This is a genomic window from Butyrivibrio sp. (genome assembly GCF_017433805.1).
GTDB lineage: Bacteria > Bacillota > Clostridia > Lachnospirales > Lachnospiraceae > Butyrivibrio.
Genome location: NZ_JAFRGN010000036.1, coordinates 47,454 through 64,359 on the forward strand (window position 1 = coordinate 47,454; position 16,906 = coordinate 64,359).

General features: G+C 41.3%; 21 protein-coding genes. 2 read left to right on the forward strand and 19 right to left on the reverse strand.

Annotated elements, in window-relative coordinates:
• Position 1: 1 nt before the first annotated feature.
• The 17 genes from IJI01_RS09060 to IJI01_RS09140 form a co-directional block, all read right to left on the reverse strand.
• On the reverse strand, positions 2 to 1,000 hold the full coding sequence (locus IJI01_RS09060) for a radical SAM protein (protein ID WP_292189050.1): 999 nt from the start codon (positions 998 to 1,000) through the stop codon (positions 2 to 4).
• 577 nt (positions 1,001 to 1,577) lie between these two features.
• Positions 1,578 to 2,609 (reverse strand): helix-turn-helix domain-containing protein, encoded by a 1,032-nt coding sequence (locus IJI01_RS09065; protein ID WP_292189053.1) that lies wholly within the window; start codon positions 2,607 to 2,609, stop codon positions 1,578 to 1,580.
• A 173-nt stretch (positions 2,610 to 2,782) separates the two neighbouring features.
• Complete coding sequence (locus IJI01_RS09070; RefSeq protein ID WP_292189056.1) at positions 2,783 to 2,944, reverse strand: hypothetical protein; 162 nt, start codon at positions 2,942 to 2,944, stop codon at positions 2,783 to 2,785.
• Between the two features lie 39 nt (positions 2,945 to 2,983).
• Positions 2,984 to 3,586 (reverse strand): alpha/beta fold hydrolase, encoded by a 603-nt coding sequence (locus IJI01_RS09075; protein WP_292189058.1) that lies wholly within the window; start codon positions 3,584 to 3,586, stop codon positions 2,984 to 2,986.
• 10 nt (positions 3,587 to 3,596) lie between these two features.
• Positions 3,597 to 4,094: an AAA family ATPase gene (locus tag IJI01_RS09080; protein ID WP_292189061.1), complete on the reverse strand. Its 498-nt coding sequence runs from the start codon at positions 4,092 to 4,094 to the stop codon at positions 3,597 to 3,599.
• Between the two features lie 23 nt (positions 4,095 to 4,117).
• The gene (locus IJI01_RS09085) at positions 4,118 to 5,110 is read right to left on the reverse strand and encodes a phosphotransferase enzyme family protein (protein WP_292189064.1); all 993 of its coding nucleotides are present in this window, start codon (positions 5,108 to 5,110) and stop codon (positions 4,118 to 4,120) included.
• 72 nt (positions 5,111 to 5,182) lie between these two features.
• Entirely contained in the window at positions 5,183 to 5,686 is a 504-nt protein-coding gene (locus IJI01_RS09090; protein ID WP_292189066.1) for a GNAT family N-acetyltransferase, read from the reverse strand.
• Positions 5,687 to 6,116: 430 nt separating this feature from the next.
• Positions 6,117 to 7,250, reverse strand: coding sequence for an alkaline phosphatase family protein (locus IJI01_RS09095; RefSeq protein ID WP_292189069.1), 1,134 nt, complete (start codon positions 7,248 to 7,250; stop codon positions 6,117 to 6,119).
• A gap of 23 nt (positions 7,251 to 7,273) precedes the next feature.
• Positions 7,274 to 7,987, reverse strand: a complete 714-nt coding sequence (locus IJI01_RS09100) for a sce7726 family protein (protein WP_292189082.1) — start codon at positions 7,985 to 7,987, stop codon at positions 7,274 to 7,276.
• 24 nt (positions 7,988 to 8,011) lie between these two features.
• Entirely contained in the window at positions 8,012 to 8,671 is a 660-nt protein-coding gene (locus tag IJI01_RS09105; RefSeq protein WP_292189087.1) for a Type 1 glutamine amidotransferase-like domain-containing protein, read from the reverse strand.
• A gap of 41 nt (positions 8,672 to 8,712) precedes the next feature.
• Positions 8,713 to 9,273 (reverse strand): flavin reductase family protein, encoded by a 561-nt coding sequence (locus IJI01_RS09110; RefSeq protein WP_292189089.1) that lies wholly within the window; start codon positions 9,271 to 9,273, stop codon positions 8,713 to 8,715.
• The gene (locus tag IJI01_RS09115; protein WP_292189092.1) at positions 9,270 to 9,731 is read right to left on the reverse strand and encodes an HIT family protein; all 462 of its coding nucleotides are present in this window, start codon (positions 9,729 to 9,731) and stop codon (positions 9,270 to 9,272) included. The genes IJI01_RS09110 and IJI01_RS09115 overlap by 4 nt, the downstream gene beginning before the upstream one ends.
• Positions 9,732 to 9,770: 39 nt before the next feature.
• On the reverse strand, positions 9,771 to 10,097 hold the full coding sequence (locus tag IJI01_RS09120) for a MazG nucleotide pyrophosphohydrolase domain-containing protein (protein ID WP_292189095.1): 327 nt from the start codon (positions 10,095 to 10,097) through the stop codon (positions 9,771 to 9,773).
• Positions 10,098 to 10,126: 29 nt separating this feature from the next.
• Entirely contained in the window at positions 10,127 to 10,609 is a 483-nt protein-coding gene (locus IJI01_RS09125) for a GNAT family N-acetyltransferase (protein ID WP_292189098.1), read from the reverse strand.
• 1 nt (position 10,610) lies between these two features.
• The gene (locus IJI01_RS09130; RefSeq protein ID WP_292189099.1) at positions 10,611 to 11,141 is read right to left on the reverse strand and encodes an NUDIX hydrolase; all 531 of its coding nucleotides are present in this window, start codon (positions 11,139 to 11,141) and stop codon (positions 10,611 to 10,613) included.
• Positions 11,138 to 11,629 (reverse strand): GNAT family N-acetyltransferase, encoded by a 492-nt coding sequence (locus IJI01_RS09135; protein ID WP_292189100.1) that lies wholly within the window; start codon positions 11,627 to 11,629, stop codon positions 11,138 to 11,140. Before IJI01_RS09135 ends, IJI01_RS09130 begins: the two co-directional genes overlap by 4 nt.
• Before the next feature lie 190 nt (positions 11,630 to 11,819).
• On the reverse strand, positions 11,820 to 12,623 hold the full coding sequence (locus IJI01_RS09140; RefSeq protein WP_292189104.1) for a PrsW family glutamic-type intramembrane protease: 804 nt from the start codon (positions 12,621 to 12,623) through the stop codon (positions 11,820 to 11,822).
• A 209-nt stretch (positions 12,624 to 12,832) separates the two neighbouring features.
• Between IJI01_RS09140 and IJI01_RS09145 the strand changes: the two genes are divergently transcribed.
• Positions 12,833 to 13,612 (forward strand): REP-associated tyrosine transposase, encoded by a 780-nt coding sequence (locus tag IJI01_RS09145; RefSeq protein ID WP_292189108.1) that lies wholly within the window; start codon positions 12,833 to 12,835, stop codon positions 13,610 to 13,612.
• Here IJI01_RS09145 and IJI01_RS09150 read toward each other — a convergent pair.
• Together IJI01_RS09150 and IJI01_RS09155 are read right to left on the reverse strand one after the other, a co-directional pair.
• Positions 13,609 to 14,454, reverse strand: a complete 846-nt coding sequence (locus IJI01_RS09150) for a deoxyribonuclease IV (protein WP_292189111.1) — start codon at positions 14,452 to 14,454, stop codon at positions 13,609 to 13,611. The two genes, IJI01_RS09145 and IJI01_RS09150, sit on opposite strands and share 4 nt — an antisense overlap.
• A 59-nt stretch (positions 14,455 to 14,513) precedes the next feature.
• Positions 14,514 to 15,377: a serine hydrolase domain-containing protein gene (locus tag IJI01_RS09155; protein WP_292189114.1), complete on the reverse strand. Its 864-nt coding sequence runs from the start codon at positions 15,375 to 15,377 to the stop codon at positions 14,514 to 14,516.
• Positions 15,378 to 15,570: 193 nt separating this feature from the next.
• Here IJI01_RS09155 and IJI01_RS09160 point away from each other — a divergent pair, with 193 nt between their 5' ends.
• Entirely contained in the window at positions 15,571 to 16,902 is a 1,332-nt protein-coding gene (locus IJI01_RS09160; protein ID WP_292189118.1) for an MFS transporter, read from the forward strand.
• Positions 16,903 to 16,906 lie beyond the last annotated feature (4 nt).

Sequence of the window (16,906 nt, forward strand, 5' to 3'; positions counted from 1 at the left end):
CTCAATATCTCCTACTGCCGCTGTATCTTTCATCTGTCACATCATAGATGTCCAGGCCATGGTCCTTGATATATAGTCTCTGGAAATGATTGTACATATCCCTCTGACTATAAAGAAGTGTACTGCTTGGATTGCCATACTTTTCTGCCAACTCCATAAATGATGGGGTGGAGTTATAGAAAGCGTCATCAAGCTTTTCCACGTGTGCAATCAGCGCCTCAAAGCCCATTTCTCTGTACTCATTTATATTCTCCGGTGTAAGCGAAATGATAAGGAGCCTATTTTCTTCCTGCTTATATGATTCACTCGTGCACCATTCTGCCTCTGTCTTGAAAACATTTGTATTAAGCAGTTTCTTGGTGCTTGGTAAAAGAGCCAAATCTTCTGCCGAAAGTCTGATATTTGCTAAAGTTGCTCCACGTCCCTCTTCGTGTGGAACAAACAGTCTTTGCTGTGCCACGCCACACTCACGAAGGCATTCTGATAACTGATCTATCTGAGAAGCATTCTCATGTGTCGCCGGAATACCACAACTAACCTCAATACCTTCTTTTTGCGTAGCCTCAATAAGCGAAAGCATATATTCATAATCGCCTGATCTTCCGCAAAACTTGTTATGATAATCTCTCGTTCCGTAAAAAGTAAAATTCAGATGTTCTATCCCATGTTCACATAGCTTATGCATAAGTGATATGATCTCATTTTCTTCTCTAAATCTCATACCATCAAACTGCATCAGCTTTCCGCCAATAGAACCGATAGAGTTCATGAAATCGATTGCCCTAAACATCTGCGGCATATCCATAGAGTAACCATAAGAGAAATTAAAATCCAACTCTGGCCTGTTTGTCTTTATCCAATCATAAAAAGATTGTGCAAACTCTTCACTTTCCTCATAGGGTAATCCAACCGGATTCTTCTCCCATGAAAGAAGACAATACCTGCAATGACAATTGCATGGTGCGCATAGCGTCTGTAAACTTATGCCCTTTGTCTTCATAATAAATTCCCCAACCATTATTTATTCTCTCCATAATTTACTATTATTATCTGCTCTTTATCGTATGATGTCCTCTCCACCAGCTTTCCGTCATGAAAATAGCTAGATCCTCCATGATTCTGGCCTTCTATGTCAATTGGATTGATCATCAGCACATCTTTAGCCGCAAGAAAAGACTGCTTGGCATATTCATCACTTTCTACTTGTTTCCAGTCATCAGTAGTAAATGTTACATAGACCGGCCAAATCAGCAGGCTATCGGTCTTGAATCTTTCAGGATAGTCCCATAAATCTCCACATAATGCAATAGTGATTTCCTCGCCACGAAGACAAAAGCTATCAACAGATGTCCCCTCCTGATAATGTTCATCTGTCTTGGTATACTTCTTCCAGCCTTTGGAAATTCTTCTGTAATTATTTATTATCTTCCCTTCAGATATCGTAATGCTCTTTCAATCTGACTCATATTAAAAGAAATATCTTTATCCTTACATCTGTATGAAACCAGTCCAATTGTCATCTAAACTTTACCTCATACAAGGGATGTGACTCGTACCAATCACATCCCTTTCGCATTTTATCTATTCTTTTTGATTCCTTTTAACCTGGCAATTTCTCTGACATATCTGTCCACCTGCTCACCTTCGGTCACGTCGTAGTCTTCCCTAAGGTTTTCTATCAGTCTCTGATAGTCTTTGATAGCCTTATCGTATTCCTTATGTGATTCATGGAGCTGCGCCATTGAGCAAAGACCTTCAGCGATTCTGGGCTTTTCCTGCATGTCAAAAGACTTTTCGTAAGCCTCCAGAGCCTTATCATACATGCCAAGTTTGACATATCCATCGCCCAAATCACAAAATGCCTGCCACACATCAGGAAACTCTTTTACCATTGCTTCCCAGTTTTCTTTTGCCTCTTCTAAACGGCCTTTCCCAAATGCCACATCGCCTGTGTACAAGAGATACTGATGATTCTTTTTGGCTTTCTTCATCTGCTCAATATACGGAATTGCTTCATCATATCGACCATCGGCAATCATGTTTTCCAAAAGAGCGTACAGGCATCGATAATTTCCCGGATGTTTTTCTAACAGTTCTTTAAAGAAGCGAATCACTTCAAAATGATTATCATACCACTCATCGCCGCAGACACCACCATTAGCTTCAAGGAAATCAACCCATCCGCCCTTATCATCCGGATCCATCTCCAATACTTTTTGTGCATAGTCCGAAGCCAGTTCGTGATCACTACGTGCTCTGTGATTGTATATACTTGCAAGGTTTCCAATAGCTCGTATATCCTTTGGATCCTGTTTAAGCCTATCTTCCAAAAAGCTGATTGCCTGCCTGAATGTATCAGGATGAATTCTTCTTTCGTTAAAGATCATGTTCTCAATGCGCTGCATCTGTTCCTCGTAAGGAAGCTCAAAAAGCTCATCGATGCTGACACCAAAGAATATTGCAAGCTTTGGAAGCAGGGATATATCCGGGGCACTTGCTCCTGTCTCCCACTTGGAAACCGCCTGATACGATACCCCGAGGTACTCAGCCAGCTCCTCCTGCTTTGCCTGTTTTTGTAATCTAAAATACTTAATCTGTTTGCCTATCATATATAATCCTTCCTCAACCCAGTGTTGAATTTTTCTATAAAGGAATGGCCATCTCTTTTCTATAATCAGATTATAGGCACAGATTTTGTATGATACAATCGATAGTATTTTTAGTTTGTTCTATCACTAGTTGAGTTGAAAAAAGTTTTTTCACGAACTCTACTCAAGGTCTTTCAACCCATCATATAATTCATTGAAAGATTTCTTCTTCGAACATCTCCCGTCTTTCGCCAATCCGGGTCTTCTACAAATTCCAACTTCACATCCCACTGTGGAGATATTCTTAACTTCTTACAGTATTTTTCAAATAATTCCTTCGCTTTTTCTCTATCCATCTTCTTATCCTCCAATAGCGCCTAAGGATTTTGTGTGAACTACTTACTTTTGTTAAGCCACTTCTCCCTAAATTCAGTCTGTTCCTCTGTATGAAACCAATGCTCACCATTTGGCATAACGGTAAGATCAGCATTTATAGATTCTGCAAATCCCCTCATTGTATCTATTGATTGGAGATGATCTCTTTCACCATATAAAATACAGGTCTGTACATTCCATGTAACCGGATGTTCCCTTACCCAGCTTAAGTAGTCCCATGAAAGAATCATATCTTCGGAAATCGATATAATACCTTTTTCTTTAAGTTCTTCCTCTGTAACATTTGCCCCAACCATCATATCTTTTATCAAACGTTCCATGTCAACAATAGGAGAAACAAAGAACGCTTTCTTTATCATGCTGCCAACGCCCGAAATCATCAAAAAGTATGCTCCTAAACTACTGGCAATAACAGTAAGTGGGCCATATTCTTTATACAGCGCTGTAATGTACTCCCTAAACTCAGGCTCCGCCTCCCATGGGTTTTCTGCTTTGTAATCAAAACCGAATATCTCATATTCAGGAAAAAGAGGTTTAAAAGTCCCAGCAGCACTGGCTGTACCACCTTTTCCATGTATATATACAAGTGCATTATCTGACATAGATACTCCTTTAACTCCCAATTACTGCTTCATATATTGTCTTAACTATATCATCCTTGCTAAGTTCTTCGGTTACAGACTTTTCTTCCAATACATCTGAGTAATCTTTCTCAACCCACCAACTACGCATGGCTTCTTCACCAAACTCATTATGTTTTGGTCTTGTCTGATGCCTGACTAAAGTTTCCTCAAAAGGAATATCAAAATAATACGCAAAAACCTCTGAACCATACAAGTCATTGGCAAGCTCAAATAACGGTTTGTACCAATCCGCCACCATTATTCCTTCAAGTATCACTATTTCACTGTGTTCGCTGCCATATTTCAATAGCTCTTTTAACAAGGGCAGCGCCAAAGTATCAATTCCATCACTAACGTTAAGAATCTCTCTTCTAACTACATCTTGAGAAATCAGCATAGTGTTGCGTCCAAACATACCTTGTAATTCCCTGGATACTGTTGTTTTTCCACTGCCTGAATTTCCTCGTAATATTATTAACTTGTGCATATTCTCCTCTTCAAAAAAATCTACTATTCCCCAAATCCCGCAAATGGCACATTATTTATCAAGCATTCTGTAGCGTCTTCGATATCTTCAGGATCAAGTTCTTCTCCTTCGCGAGCGCTGCACTCAAATTCATCGACTATATTCTCGATCAGTACCATATCAATGAACAGCTGTAGATTTGAAAGCTCCTCGTCAGAAATGTTTGTCTCGCTCTTGTAGCCATCAAGCACTGTATCAAAATATCTTTTCATGCCTTCCATGCGTTTCTCAGGATCCGGCTCATTCTGGTACCATCCGGTTCCATGGATCCAGAGATTAGCAAGGTCAAACATGTACCAGCAATACATACAGTTATCAAAATCAAAGACTGTGATATCTCCGGTATTCATGTCTATATGATAATTTCCGTCGCTGAAGTCGAAGTGAACAAGTCCGTAAGCATCTTTATTCATAGGAAGCTTATGGAAGTTTTCCAAGCGCTCTCCTATTACCTTTTTCAGCTCTTTATACTCATCAGGTATCAGAGCATTGATATATTCCACGTTATATTTGTCGAAGTACTCAGGTCTTTTGTTCTCAGGCTTGTATTCCTTAGACAATCTGTGAATAGCTCCAAGCGCTTTTCCAGTATTATAGAAATACTCCGAAAGTGGCGCACCATCTCTGTATCTGTAGCCATTATCTGAAATCAGCATTCCCCTTGCATATGAAAAGAGTATTGCAAAACACTCATTCTCATCCTGATAAAATGACTCGACAAGCTTTCCGTTTATAGAAGAAATCACATCTACCACAGGAGCGCCAGCTTCTGCGAGATAATGCACAAACTCTGCTTCAGCCAAATACTCTTCAGCACTTCTGTCGCCAAGAATCGAAAGCCTTAATACATATTCCGTTTTCCCTTCTCTGTCGCATACATAAACAAGATTACGCCCACCTTCATGTCCAGGCACTTTACTGATTACATATCCCTCTAAGTTATACAGATTCTTAGCATCTTCAAGAAATTTGTCCAATAGTATATCCCTCCATTGTCATATCCCAATTTCTAAATGTATCCGCATCCTATTAAAGCTCATCCATAGTTGTTATGTCCTGTGAATCACTGAAACATGAGTGATCTTGTTAACCTCGTCAGGGTACTCTTTTTCAAAATGCATACCTATTGCTTCTGCTGTCTTGTAGGATGCTTCATTTGTATATTTGCAATAGGAATACAATGATGGATAATCTGTGTTCTCGAAAGCCCAGTCCCTGACTGCCTGCGCTGCTTCCTTGGCATAGCCTCTTCGCCAATACTTCTTGTGAATGTGGTATCCGATCTCAGGCAAGCTCTCTCCGTCTATATTCTGGATTGTGATTCCACAATCTCCGATAAACTCGCCTGTTTCTTTCAAAACAACTGCCCATAGTCCAAATCCGTACTTGGCGTAGTTGTCCAGATTCCATTCAATCCAGCGTCTCGTCCTTGCCTCATCAAACGGTGCCGGATAATGCTGCATCGTCTCAGCGTCAGACATTATTTCATATAACGCATCAAAATCATCCAAAGTATACTCTCTTAGTATGAGTCTTTCTGTTTCTATCATCATTCAATCTTCACCCTTAAATACGCTGTAGGCTCTTATGTTCCTTTCTATATATCCTTCCTGAAGCATATAATCCTATTTGCTTCCATCTACCGCATCGGGATTTTTGTTTTTCTTGATTTTCGATGCTGCTTCGTTCGAATTTCAATCCTTTCCGGCATCGGATTTTCACTTTCTCTAGTTTTCGTTGCCAAGCCAGTAAGATTTCATCTACTCTAGGCATCGGGATTTCTTTTTTCTCAATTTCCGATGCTTGGTCGACCTAATACAGCCCACTCAAGACACCGAAAACTCACTTTTACTTAATTTTCGATGCCTAGCCAACCATATCCGGTTCACTCGAGACAACGGAAATTCATTTTCTCTTGATTTCCGATGCCAAGTTGCCACCTCCGTCAGCTTCTTCGTCAGCTTCCACCATCTAACAACATTCTCAACTCTCCACAACAATCAGCGGAATTCTTGACTCCTCTGCGGTCAGGCCTGCGTGGGCACCAGGCATTGTCTGAGCGCCCTTATGTGTAATGTAGATTGAAGTATCAGATGTTGCCAGAGCCACATAGTCGCCAATACTATCCGAAAGCCCAGGTCTGTCCTCTCCTGGCCCGAACAGCTTCTCTTCCAGGACTTCTTCTCTCGTCAAAAGAATGAAGTCATCCCCAAAATTCCTTCTAAATATCTCAGGAAACGCCTTCTGATATTCCTCTTTTACAAAAAAACTCATAGTGCGAGGCTCCAGCGAAGGCATGCGAACAAGGCAATCAAGCACCTCTGGATAATCCATAAGACACAGGTTCTTACTATCAATATGGCTATGATCAGCAGTGACGAAAAGAAGCGTATCTGAAAGCCCTGCTGCCCATTCTTTTACCTTCTCCTCAATATCAACCAGCACAGCATGCGACTCCTCGCTCGTAGTTCCGGTTCTATGCAGAGTTGAATCTGGCTCATCCCAATAAATATAAACGAACTGTCTTCCAGGATCCTCACACAGGTTCTTTGCCCTAGCCAGAACATCATCAAAAGTCTTAGGGTAAGGCTCCATATAAGGCATTGAAGTACTACCCCTGCTGCCTGCTTCACTGATCTTGGCCTGAATCTGTTTGTATGGAGTGTATTTATTAGCAACGTTGTAATCAGCCGCCTGAACAGGTTCTGACTCCACAGTCTCCTCAGTAATCTGCTCAAAATTTCTAAACACTGTAACATTCTTATCTATCTGAGGATAATACACATCCCATCCAAGCCATCCATGCTCGTTGGGATAAAGGCCGCTAAGGAGCGATGTTGTAGCAGCAACCGTTGTAGGCGGATAAACAGAAGAATATGTATCTACTAGGTGCGAGCGGAAAAAGCCATCCTCCTTGAGATGCTTCTTAACAATAGAATCTCCCATGGCATCCAGCAAAAGAACTATCACGTTCTTGTAGCCTTTATCAAGATATTTATCTGCTATATCAAGCGTATTTGCAGTAGTTTCAGCCCCAAAATTCTTTAAAATGGAATTTGACAGATTTACAAGACAACGATTGTAATCCGGGCCTCCTGCCCTCAGTCTGTCATTCATACATTCTCCTCCAATTTCCATATCTATCTACGTCTTCGCCGTTTACGATTTCTTTTGGCAAAGTTTTTACTCTTTTCAGTCTGCTCCATCATAAGCTCAAGCTTTTTCTTGGAATCAGTCTCTTTCTCTATCTTCTTCTGAAACTCACTCTTCCTGTATTCAGTAAGAGTCTCCTCCACTTGATTGTAATCACGTTCAAAGAGAATATTGCTGATAGTCTCAGAAAGCTCATTCTCAGGAATGGTATCAGGAACAAGATCGCAGATTTTGCCTATTACAAAGTCCTTGCTCTTTTCCTTATACTTGGCCATTCCATATTTCTGCTGAATCTGAAAGAGCTCAGGTCTCCATAATATCTTGAGCTTGTTTTCCAGCATAACACTGGGATTCCGAGAAGGTTTCTTTAGCATATAAAAATCCAGTGCTCCATCCGCCTCTTCTACAGTAATAATGCCCCAATGCGCCGGAACATGCTCATTTATATGCATTCCATGACTTGAGCCCACAACGACTATGTTGCTGTCAAAAAATCTGTCGTAATCTTTGACCTGATACGAAAGCCTTGCATAGGTGTCAGCATCACTTTTAATCTCAATGCCAAAAAGGCTCTTTTCTGTTACCATCACAATATCTGCCCTTGAACGGCCCATAGTCTTTTCTTCAATTATTCGAACCTTCCCATATGTATCTTCCAGGAAGTCAAAAAGCGGTTCTCGTATATCTTTATCTTTTAACATAATTTTTGGTCCTAGGGGACGGGGTTAGTGGTCCACTTTCTCTGTAAGTAATCGAAGTTCTCTATTCTCTACGCGGTAGATATTTCCGACAATGTCTACTTTCCCATCCTTTATAAAGAATGCGCTCATATCCTCCATAGCATACACCACGCGGTCTTCAGACATTCGAAGTGTCTGTTCCAAGCGCCACTTATCTTCAGGGTCATGATGGCAACTAACTGTAAAGTCAGTAAATCCCAGTCCATCAAAGGGTTCAAAGGAATCAAAGAAATCCACGGTATCTTTTGCCATATTCATTGAACCTGCACTGACACCGAATATAGCAGCATGAGAATTAAGAATCGCCTCATAGCAGTTCTTTTCCCGAATCAGATTAAGTTGATCCTCGCATGCTCCGCCGCCCATAAGGAATATACAGCCTGCCTTCTCCACCAGCTCTTTGGCCACAGATGGTTCTGTTCGATTATCTATCACGCAGTGCTTCTCAAACGCCAGCCCCTGCTCAACAAACATTTCATGCATGCCATCGCAATCATCGTCATTCTGCGCATAATCAAGTGGACAGGCTGTGATAAAAACAATACTCTTCCTGTCAGTCAGCTCTTTTCGTAGCCTATCTGCTATTTCTTCCGAAAAATGATGATCTGGAAATCCGCTAAATGCTGCCGTAAATTCTTTTCTCATTTGTTTTTCTCCTAATGGTCCTAGGGGACGGGGTTAGTGGTTCATTTTGAAAAATCACCAATCTCTCCAAGTAGTTTGCCAAGGCTATGATATTTTCCTGAGTATATAACTGGATTCAATACTGTCAGATCGATATCGAAGGTATCCTTTGGTGAGAGCTTCTCGTCCATCTGAACATTTCGAATATGGCAGAAAAAGGTCGTTGAATCTCCTGTTTCTACTGATCTTGCCACCTCACATTCATATACCCATGGACTTTCATCAAGGGTTGGAACATCCAAAACAGCTCCACGACTTACACTATACGTGATACCATTCTTATCTCCATCCTTGGCATGCTTGGTGCCGAAGTAATCCATAAGTGGCAGCATCTGTGTGTTTACGAGATTCGCGCTAAATACGCCAGTTCGTATAACATTCTGCTTGGTTTTCTTCGTTCCAAACATGCTCACAACAAGCAGATATTCATCGCCCTGTTCACAGGTAGCACTAACCCATGTTATAGGCGCAAAATTATGTGAACCATCCTCATTGTTAGTTCCAATAATAAACGATGGCTGAACACACATGGAAAATTTAGGATCAACGGATTTTCTTTTCATGTTCCAAACCTCTGTTTTAATATCGCAAATAGACTCTCTCTATCTGCATCCTGTAGCTGCGTCTTCTTACGAGGTGCATAATGATGGCCAAATTCTTCATCAGTATATTCATTACCATTGATAATCACTGGCTTCCCGAATCGCGGTCTGCAGTGCATATGAAGATGTGGATCAGGCTCTGACGTTTTATAAAAATCATTCATCAGGCAGCTCCAGTTACAAACATCCGCGCCTAAGACTTCTTTTAGACAGCCTTCAACCATCTGAATAACTGTTCTGAGACTTTCCCATTCTGTGCTATCCAGTTCTGCTAAAGATGCACAGTGCCTCCTTGAAACAACGATACATCGTCCAACATAATCCTGCTCATCTGCAAGGTATACTGACCAATACTGATTCTCATACAGTAGATATTTCCTGTCTTCGTCCGTAAGATTACACCAACTACAGTTATTCATCCTCTATCCTCATCCGCTTATCATGAATCAAACATGAAATTACCAACGCTTCATGTTCTTCTCAAATTTCTGCTCATAGGATTTTTTCAGCTCATCGGCTGTAATTCCGTAGCAGAGCATAACATCATTGTAATACATGAGAACATCAGCCATTTCTTCAACGAGGTGTTCTCTCAACTGAGGATCTTCTGACGCTTTCGTGCCACCATTTTTCTTGACGATATCCACCACTTCACCTATCTCGCCAACCATCCACAGCAGCTTATTCTTCCCGGTCTCTGGCCCAATAGGTTCCCATTTATCTTTATACTTATCCTGCAGAAGCCTCTGCATTTCCTGCATCTCATTTATAGAAAAATCCGCCATCATGTCCTCCCCATGTTACTTTTTCTTTATCACAATTTCAAAACTGCTATAAGTTCTTCACCGTCCATCTCTCCTGTTTCCTCAAAGCCAAAAGAACGATACAGGTCAGCAGCTACTTTGTTTTCAGGTTCGTATGAAAGCCAGCAAAATTCAGCTTCGCCACATGGCTTGGTGCGAATGTAATCCAGGGCAAGCTTCACTGCTTCTTTTCCGTATCCTTTACCCTGATACTTTTTATCTATCATGAGGCGCCACAGATTATAATTCCCCTTAGCTATTTCTGGTGCATCTTCCCAATAATCATCGATATCAAATCCAATCATGAGAAAGCCAACTGGTATTTCTCCATCGTAAATACCAAAAGGAAATGCATAGCCATTACCTGTAATAGCTGTGTATGCCTCAATAATGCTAGTATCATTAGCTGCCACAAAGCTCTTTTGCTCATCTGAAACATTTAACTTCAGCAGTTCCCAGACATTTTTCCCATTTACTCTTTCAAGTCTCAACATATCAAGTAAGCTCCTCTATGAAGTTAAGGCTTCGCATCGTTGCCATCTCATCTCTGGACATCTTGCGAAGTTCATCTGCAGTAACCCACTTATAATCCATTGTTTCACCTTCTTGTAAAACAATGCTATTCTTATCCACGTCTGTGACGCATAGGTAATCAACGTAATATGTCTTATGACTGTGGTGTAACACTCGTCCAATTTCAATAAGCTCACTAGCTTCTATTCCCGTCTCTTCACGAAGCTCTCTCTGAGCACATGTAAGTGGATTTTCTCCCTGTAAAGCAGAGCCTCCTGCTGTAGCTTCCCACATTCCGCCCAGGTGCTTTCTCCTGTCTCTCTGCATTATCAGATAGCTTCCGTCGGTGTGCTTAACTATAATTTCGCTCACTAAATGAAAATACCCATCAGGTACATCTTCACCGCGAACCAGTGTCACATCACCAATCTTGTTTAGTTTAGCGTCATAGGCGTCCCATAGCTCAATGGTCCTAGGGGACGGGGTTAGTGGTCCATTTTTCATATTACTCATAGTGCCTTCTCCATCAGGTCAAATCTTCCTTTGCGCCAGTCTGCGTATCCCCTGGCTTCGTATCCATTATGGCGGTACAGTCTCTGGGCAAAAGGATTCTCGGTAAATGTATCCAGTCTTACCGCTTTGTAGCCCATATCCTTGATCTGTTCTTCTATATGCAAAAGAACTCTTTTCCCAATGCCCTTGTTCTGCATATTGGGCGAAACGCAGAATCTATGCAACACATAATAAGAATCACCATAGCACCATTTAGCATTGTTGTACGCTTCATCGCTCTCATCACTTATTACATAGAACACGGCAAGTTCATCTTCTTCATACGCCACAAATAGACTGTTTTTCTTTATATCCTCTTCAAAATCATACCTGGCAGGATACACCTCATCCCACTGGTAAATGTCATTCTTTTCCATCTCGACAATGGCGTTCTTAACCAAATTGCAGATTCCATCCAAATCCTGCATTGTGCCTAATCTGTAAGTCATAAATTATCCTTCCCAATAGATTTTTTCATATCTCCCCTTACAATAATCACTATTTTACCAGTAAACACGCGGCTTCACAATTTCTTCAGCAAAAAAGCTCTCGAGTTTTTATACTTCGAGAGCTTCTTATAATTCACTTAATATATTTTTGGACCACTAACCCCGTCCCCTAGGTCCATTTTGCAGAACGTTATACTGCATTTGCAGTGGTTTTATCTTCTACCTTTTTCAGTAGTTCCTGCTTTTCGCCCTTCTTGCTCCAGGAGTTCATTGTCTTAGCAAAAGCAATGAGTCCCACAAGCATAGCAACCATAACAGCTATAGTAAATACCAGAAGCGGGATAAAGTAACCAAAATATGGAAGCTGCATGATTGCTTCAACATCAGCTGATGTAAGGTTATCTAAATTCATGTCCCCTGTCGCAACAATAAGAGCTATGATCGGCATATCGAAAACAGCATGCGCCAGGATTGGAACTACAAGAGAAAGCACGTCATATTTCTTTTCCCCTGTTACCCTGGCCTTTCCATAGAAATATCCCATAAAGAACTGATACAGAATATGTCCTGGCAAAAAAGCTCTCAAGAGATTTCCGCTGCCGCTTATAGCAAACTCAATGTTCTCGATCAAGGTGAAACCTACGCCAACGATAACGGCAACAATGATCACATCCCTCCAGCTCTTTACTTCAGTATCCTTTATAAGTGCAAGTCGGAAAAAGAGATACTTAAAGCATTCCTCAAACAGTGCTGCTGTAAGAAATGCTGTCAGGAATCCAGCTATAATAGGGTTAAATCCAAAAAACATATCTCTTTCAATAGGGGAAATCATTGAAACGATAAGCGCAACCACAAGCGCCAACACGCCGAAGAAAAAGTACTTTGCTACTTTCTTTTTGGAAAAAGGCTCCCCCGCCTTCTTTTTGAGAACCCATCTTAAGATCAGTAAATCAACAACAATTTCAATTAGCGCAACAATAAACAATTTTTTCATCCTCCCTCAAAATTTATCTAAATAAATGTTACACCATTTATTGCCACGCAAATTATTAAAAAAGCGTAAAATCTCGAATTGTCCGACAATGGTCCTAGGGGACGGGGTTAGTGGACCATTTTTCATTATCATATTGCAATTCCTTTTCTGTACGTATATAATTCAAAAAGTTATTTTTTTAATCTAAATGATCTTTTATAGGAGTAGTTATGCCAAGAAAACCCAGAATTATGAGTTCAACTGGCATATATCACATCATACTTCGTTCTGTTAATCAGCATATCCTCTTTGAAGAAGATTCCGATTACACTAAATTCCTACTTATTTTATCAGACTGCGTTAAGAAATATGATAGCCAGATATATGCTTATTGCCTAATGGACAACCACATACACCTTTTGATTCAATCTTCCCAGGATAATCTGTCTAGTCTTTTCCAGAGTCTGGGGAGCAAGTTTGTCAGATGGTACAATAACAAATATTCTCGTAGTGGGCATCTTTTCCAGGAACGTTTTCACAGCGTTGCTATAGAAAATGACAGATCTTTCTTATCTGTGCTAGCCTACATACATAACAATCCAGTTAAGGCTAACGTCATCCGTTTCCCCTCCGAATATCGTTGGAGCAGTTATAACGCGTACTATGGCGCCAAGGATTCTGTAGTCAATGTATCTTTTGCATATAGCATATGTGGGTCTAAAGAGTCTCTGATTCGCTATTTTTCACATGAAAACGAAGTCGCTGATGATGAATTATTCGTAAATGATCATCGTGAAACAGCTCACTTTCTTACTGATGAAAAAGCTTTATCAATCTTCAGATCGTATACAAATCTGTCGTCGACTTCCGACGTTATCAATCTCAAAAAGACAAAGCGTAATGACTATATTCGAGGACTTCGCGAAAAAGGTTTGACCATTAATCAGGTTGCACGACTCATGGATGTTTCAGCGACCACTGTGAAAAGACTATGCAAAATGGACCACTAACCCCGTCTCCCAGGTCCAAACCAGTTCTTAACGGTTGCTATTTCCTGAATGTAGCCTTCGTCGTCATTAGGCGTTTCCAGGATAAATGGAAGTCCCTCGAAAGCTGGATGCATGGCGATACGTTTCATAGCATCCATGTCGATCATGCCCTGTCCGAGCTTCTCGTGGCGGTCTTTGTGAGAGCCTCGCTCATTCTTGCTGTCGTTGAAATGAACTGCTTTGAGGCGGTTAAGGCCAATGATCTTGTCAAATTCATCCAGCACGCCGTCTAGATCATTAACTATGTCGTAGCCCGCATCCCATGTATGACAGGTGTCAAAGCAAACTCCAAGCTTGTCCTTACAATCTACAAGATTGATGATTGCCCGAAGCTCTTCAAAACTCTTACCAACTTCAGAGCCCTTGCCAGCCATAGTCTCCAGCAGAACCGTAGTCTTCATCTCCGGGAAAAGAGCTTTATTAAGCCCTTCTGCTATCTGCTCGACTCCAACTTCTGCTCCCTGCCCTGTATGTGAGCCTGGATGAAAATTGTAGTATTGGCCAGGTAATGCTTCCATCTTCTCTATATCTTTTACCAACATATCAAGGCCGTTGGCCCTTGTTTCAGGGTTCGCGGAGCATAGGTTCATAGTGTAACTTGCGTGCGCTACCAGCTTGCCAAATTTCTCTTTTTCCAGAACACTCAAAAGAGCCTTAACATCCGCAGGCACTATATCTTTGGACTTGCCACCTCTTGGATTTCTGGTAAACCACGCAAAGGTATTACCTCCAAAATCCACCATCTGATGGCCCATTGCCTCGTATCCGTTTGTAACTGTCAAATGACATCCTATATAAATCATAACTGCTGTGTCTCCTCAACCTAAAATGGACCACTAACCCCGTCCCCCTGGTCCATACTTCATATTTCCAGTATATTGCTCTCCATGCTTCGTTTCAGTATTTGGGAGCCTTCTTCCATATGGGCCAGATAAGAAATCATAAGCTTGCGTTCAGGAAGCACATAGCACTTCTGTCCCCATTTGCCGTTGATGCTAAATCCATCACGATATTTCCAGATAAAAAAGCCATAGCCGCCTTCACGGTTCATCTGCTGAATAGAAGTTGCTTCATTTATATACGCTTCTGAAAGAATTCTTTTACCGTCAAAAATACCCTTGTTGTACAGCATAAGTCCGAGCCTGCTCAGTTCATTCACTGTAAGTTTAGTTCCGGAAGCTCCATAGAAATAGCCCTCCGGGCACCTATTATACTCGAAGCGTGTGATTCCGAGTGGTCTGAATATCCTCTCTTCTATGAATGCGCCAAGGTCCATGCCAAGAAATTCAGTAAGGGCAACACCCACCAGATATGCGCTTATATTGTTGTAATTAAAAACTCTTTCATCAGGATCAGCAATTTCTGTCTGAAGGGCAAAATCAATATAACTGCTACCCTCTGGTCTAAATGGAAAATCAGCGACAGACATTGTCAGGAGCCTTTGAATAGTAATCTTTTCAAATGTTCTTTTCTGCTTATCAGAAATCTGCAAGAGCTTATTCTGTGGTAGATAGTGCAGTACTGACTTACTGATATCAAATTTCTTTTCATCAGTGGCAATTCCCACGGCTATTGAGATTATCGCCTTGGTCGCTGAATATATATCGTGAAGATTCTCTGTCGTATCCCCGTAGCTATGCGTCAAAACGCCGTCCTCATACACTTCCACACCATAGACGTCCCAATTGTTTCCATTTATATCCCCAATAAAGGAGTCAAAATTCATACGAAAGTTCCTCCAAACTACAGCCCCGATTATATGTTTTTCCCTTATGGCCGTTTCCCCAAGCACTCTACTATAGTTTAGATGCTACATTCCAAATGAACAACCTCTTTTTGGACCACTAACCCCGTCCCCTAGGACCATTTCTGTAGTATCATAGATATATACGAAAAATAGTATGTGTGGGGGATTTCATATGAATACAGATTCTACCAAGAACAAAGTCACTTTCTGGTCGCTGATATGGCTTCTGGGACTAGCAGGACAGTTGTGCTGGAACATGGAAAATCAGTGGTTTAATACCTTTGTCTATGCCAAGATAGCCAAAGATCCTACAATCATTTCATGGATGCTGGCGATTTCTGCCACAGCGACTACTATCTCGACATTTCTTTTCGGATGTATATCAGATAGAAAAGGCAATCGAAAGAGTCTTGTTTCTATTGGTTATATTCTATGGGGAATCTTCACGATTCTTTTTGGATGTACAGAATTTATGAGGACGTCCAACAGCGATCAAAGTGCAATCATAGGAGTAGCCTTCGCTGTCATTGCTGCTGATGCCATTATGAGTTTCTTTGGATCTATGGGAAATGATATAGGCTTCAATGCCTGGATAAACGACCACATGAATCCTCAAAATGCCGGAGCTCTCGGCGCTGCCATCGCAGTTCAGCCGGTAATCGGCACCATTGTGGGCACTATCCTTGGTGGTCTCCTTGTGGGCGCTGACGACAACTACATGCGTCTTTTCACAGTTATCGGTGGAAGCGTTATAGTTCTTGGCCTCGTATCTTTACTGTGCATGAAGGATTCAAAAGAACTGAAGCCATCCATAAAAGGCTCCTTCTCCGAGCAGTTCTTTTCAATATTCAATGTAAAAGAGTACCTGAAGCACCGCGAGCTCGTATTCGTAAATCTGATGCTCGCAGTTTACTTCATCTCTTTTAATGTATATTTCTCTCACCTGGGAAATTTCATGATCTATTATCTTGGATTTACAGCTGACACCATGGGACTTATTGAAGGCATCGGCCTTCTCATTGCCATGTTTACTACAATCCCTGCAATTAAACTGATTCAGGCAGATAAGTCTTCCCTTATCATACTTGTTGCCCTTGTAGTCAACTCCATAGGCCTTCTGATCATCAGCCTATTGGTATCTCCTACTAACGTTAACCCAGCTACTATATGGAATCCTCATCTTCTCGCCGGTGTTCTCTTTGTTGGAATCGGCTACATACTGTTCCTTCAGACTATCACAGTATGGTCCAAGCGACTTTATCCTGAAGATGCCAGAGGTCAGTTTGAGGGAATCCGCATTATCTTTTACGTTCTGATTCCAATGATCATCGCCCCTCTCATCTCCAATCCGATTATCAAAAGAAGTGGCGAATTTGTGGATGAATACGGCTTCACAGAGTATCTTCCTACCAATACACTTTTCATTGCAGGAGTTGTGATCGTACTTATTACGCTACTTCCTCTGTTCCTCGCCCACAAAGAACATGCAAAAATGGACCACTAACCCC